At 32.5% G+C, this 3,782-nt stretch carries 3 protein-coding genes; all 3 read left to right on the forward strand.

Going from position 1 to position 3,782, the window contains the following annotated elements; all coding sequences use genetic code 11:
• Window positions 1–1,133 precede the first annotated feature (1,133 nt).
• The 3 genes from V6944_RS23215 to V6944_RS23225 all read left to right on the forward strand — a co-directional run bounded on the left by V6944_RS23215 (window position 1,134) and on the right by V6944_RS23225 (window position 3,653).
• A complete protein-coding gene (locus V6944_RS23215; RefSeq protein ID WP_073568787.1) occupies window positions 1,134–1,382 on the forward strand; it encodes a hypothetical protein in 249 nt (82 codons plus the stop codon).
• Window positions 1,383–1,447: 65 nt separating this feature from the next.
• Window positions 1,448–2,149: a hypothetical protein gene (locus V6944_RS23220; protein ID WP_139497357.1), complete on the forward strand. Its 702-nt coding sequence runs from the start codon at window positions 1,448–1,450 to the stop codon at window positions 2,147–2,149.
• A gap of 373 nt (window positions 2,150–2,522) precedes the next feature.
• On the forward strand, window positions 2,523–3,653 hold the full coding sequence (locus tag V6944_RS23225) for a hypothetical protein (RefSeq protein WP_154941701.1): 1,131 nt from the start codon (window positions 2,523–2,525) through the stop codon (window positions 3,651–3,653).
• Window positions 3,654–3,782 lie beyond the last annotated feature (129 nt).

Below are 3,782 nucleotides of genomic sequence, written 5' to 3' on the forward strand. Positions count from 1 at the left end.
TCTGTGCCGGCTGGTTGCATATGTGTATTAGCAGAACCACAGATCGGTGTGGTTCGTTGTGTGGTCGGTGTAATTAACTAATCAATATATGTGTTAGCAGGCGGCACGCGCGCGAGTAGTGCCCGGAACGGGACCCCGGTAACTTTTCGTTGGTGGTTTTTTGATCAATTAACTGTCAGTTATTGGCATTTGAAGTGTCATTTTTGCTGTTAAAAATGACACAACGAGTCTCATTGAGTGAGAATTTTGATTTTTGAGCAATCAAATTTTTTGAAGAAGTGTTGACATAACAGAAAGATAGATTATAACTGAGTCCAGATACAACAAAACCAGCCTAAGCTGGTTTTGAGGGACTTAAAGAAGTGGGGACTTCTGAAAGTCTTGTAATCAAGTGATATCAGGCACTGGATTACGATATGTAAGTGAAAATCTAACTTATAAAATCGCAATTGTCAAACCTCTCTTGTTACAAGTCTCTTCAAAAATCCCTAGTTTTTCAAATCCTTAAGCAACCAAATGCGCATATTGTGTCGTGCCTGAAACTGTGGAATCAAGAGGGTCCGGTTTCGGTTGGTTGTTGGCAATAGAAGGGTGCTTACGAATTGCCGACCTGGGAGGCGAGTTCTAAGGTTTTTTTGGTGAACAGTGATTGATTGGTAGGCTATGAGAAAGCCCAGCCATAACAGCCAAATGGTTGTTTAAAATGGGGTTAGCTGTCGCAAGTAAAAGGCTATGAACTGTATCTAGAGGGTGTAAGAGGGTGCCAACGACTGGAAACGGTTGTTAAGCTCAATAGTCTAGAACTTTGTGGTGAAGTCCAAAACTTTGCAATCACACAAATCGCCCTTAGTGAAAATTTTCTAATTACCTGATTTTTAGGGTAGATCCAGAAAATTTTTACTAGGGGAGACCTTTGGGTGAAGCCCTGTAAAGGGCTGAACACAAAGGTCTTAGCGAAGCCACAGCAAAACAATACAGATCTGTTATAGAGAAAAAGCAATGCTTCTTTGTAGAAAGATAGAAAACCAATACTAAAGAATAAAAAAATAGAGTTCGAAGAAAAAAATTGGCGATTTGATTTTTTTTTGCAATTTGCTATTTAAATTCTAAATATAATTAAAAAAGGAAAATTTATGGAAATAGAAAAATTGATAGATAGATATTTTTTAGCATTAGAAAGAAAAGTGATCCGTGAAATTTATAATAAACATACACGAGAAGAATTAGAAAAATTTATTTTTAAGTGTAATAGTGAGTTTAGAGAGTTTGAACACCGATTTAATACAATCTGCTCTACTGAATATTATGAACAACAAAGCCTTATCTTTTATATTAATTATATAAATGCAGAGTTTGAGCAGAGGGAGAAGTTAAATTATTAAATTTGACAATATTAAAATAATATATTAAGCATATATGTATTAGCAAAATAAAGAGGGCTTAATATATGACAATATCAAAAAAAAATAGTGAATTGAGAGAGCGATTTAAAGAATACGCCAGTAATAAAAACATATTTGATCTTGCTGATTTGAGATATGAAATATTAAAAATATATTGTGATTTCAAATTAAAAAGCGATATGAGTGAGAAAGAAAGAAAATCTCAAGACTCCAGAAGAAAAGCACATTTAACAGCATTAAAAAAAAGAATTAAAAGAGAAATTGTTTCGAAAATAGTTATTGATTTAGTGAAGTATTACAATATAGAAAAAACGACTTTTCATTTTTTTTCTCATATATGTACTGAGATTTTAGAAAGAAATGTAGATAACAGATACATTCTAAATAATTTTTCAAACATGATTTTAGACGAAAAAAAAGAGTTGAGGAAATTAAGTGAAAGCAGAAATGCTTCAAACAAAATGAGTTTAGAAAACTCTTATTCCGAACTTGTTTCTATGTCACATATTAAAGACAAATTATTTAGGAATGACAATTTCAAAACTGCATATTTAAAATGTTATGGTTGTGCAAATGAAGAATTTTCGAGATTTAAAGTTTTTGCTTTTCCGGATAATTATGAGACATTAGATTTTTTATTTGAAGAAGAAAGAATAAAAAAAGAAGAAAAAGAAATATCTAAAATAATGATTGAACAAGTTGAAGAAGAACAAAAAATACAGCCAAGTAAAAAAAGAAGACTATAATTTTTTTGCGGCGAATCGTGAAAAAAATAAAATTTTAATTTTGTTTTTTGAGCGATTGATCTGTGTGTAAGTTGATGAAAAATCTAGTAAAATCTGCGATCTATTTTTTCTTTTGACTTGCCATTATTGTTATTTTTGTTATAACAATAATGGGGGGTTGTCTTTTACTTGAAAAATGAGCGTCAGCGAAATTTTGAAAGGAAAAGTGTGCGAAGAGCACAAAACCCCTTTGCTTTTTTTCGTAATGACATTTTAAAAATATTTCATTTTGAGCGAAGCGAAATTTGAAAATTTTTAATTTGGAATGAAGAAAAAAGGCAAACCTGCGGAGTAAAATTAAAACAAAAAAAACTATAAAAAAAATGAGGTGACTATGGAATTTAAAATAAAGAAAATGACTGTTAAAGACAGCAGAGAAATTAAAAAAAGATTTGAAGATTGCATTAAGATAGCAGAAGAAAAAAATATGCAAGTGGGCTCAATTTTAAATATTGAGATGCAAGATAGATTGAAAGAAATTAATTTAAAAGTAAAAAAAGAAACAGCAGAACAATATAGAAAATTGTTTAATTATAAATTGTCTGTGAATGCAGAAGATATTATTCAACACTTGTTAGAATGCAACACAAGAAACAGTTTTGATAAAACAAGAACTGCTTTTAGATTTTGTATAGCTGAAAAAATACAAGAGCTAAGAAACGAAGCAGATCGAGCAAGAAAACAAAAGAATTTTGATTTAATGAAAGAAAAAACCATTGAAGCATATAAGTTGTTTTTCTTTTTTGAGCGAGATTTTTTGAGCGAAAATCGCGTAACTTGGAATGATATTTCTTACAGAAAAATAGAATCTAAAAGCAAAAAAAAGACTATGAATAGTGTTTCAAGTATCAAAGCAATTTTTGAAGATTTGAAGCAAAAGCCAGAGCTTTTTGATAAGTATTCAATGATTTTAGCAATTTCAAGTTTGACCGGTTGCCGTCCGGCTGAGATCCAAAAAGGAATTGGGCTGGAACTAAGCCCACCACTATTAAATATATGTATTAGCGGGGCGAAAGTGGGCGAAGATCGAGGGCAGGAAAAAAGAATATTGAAATTCAATATAAATGAATTTGCTGAAAATGAGCAGTTCAAATTGATTATGTCCAAAATAAAGCAAAATAATAAATTAGAATATAAATGCTCAAAGCAAGAGTATGATTCATTGAGACAATATTTGTATATCAACCATAAAGGTTTTTCACTTTATACATTAAGACACAGAGCAGCGAGCGAATTAAAAAAAGAGGGTTTTACAGAAGAAACAATAGCTGCATTTTTGGGTCACAGAGTAACTAGATCTCTGGAAAATTACGGCTATGCAAGATCTGGCAAAGGTGGTCCAAAAATCGCAGGTGTTGAGCACTCAAACGCGATTAAAAGCAATACAAAGCGATTTGAGAAGAAAACCAACCCAGGAGGGGTAAACCCTACTCCTACTCGTAAACGAGCCTTAAAACGATTTTAGAGAGTTACCAGGGGTCAGCAATGCTGATCCCTCATATGTGTGTTAGCCTCGCGCGCGCGTCTTGCCAGCAGAGATCTGTGCCGGCTGGTTGCATATGTGTATTAGCAGAACCACAGATCGGTGTGGTTC

Origin of the sequence: Kluyvera sp. CHPC 1.2972, assembly GCF_036759925.1 — a bacterium.
Taxonomy (GTDB): Bacteria; Pseudomonadota; Gammaproteobacteria; order Enterobacterales; family Enterobacteriaceae; genus Kluyvera.

What these genes read in the sequence shown, in the direction of transcription:
- V6944_RS23215 (WP_073568787.1), top strand. Translation starts at nt 1,134, where the DNA reads ATGGAAATAGAAAAATTGATAGATAGATATTTTTTAGCATTAGAAAGA.
- V6944_RS23220 (WP_139497357.1), top strand. Translation starts at nt 1,448, where the DNA reads ATGACAATATCAAAAAAAAATAGTGAATTGAGAGAGCGATTTAAAGAA.
- V6944_RS23225 (WP_154941701.1), top strand. Translation starts at nt 2,523, where the DNA reads ATGGAATTTAAAATAAAGAAAATGACTGTTAAAGACAGCAGAGAAATT.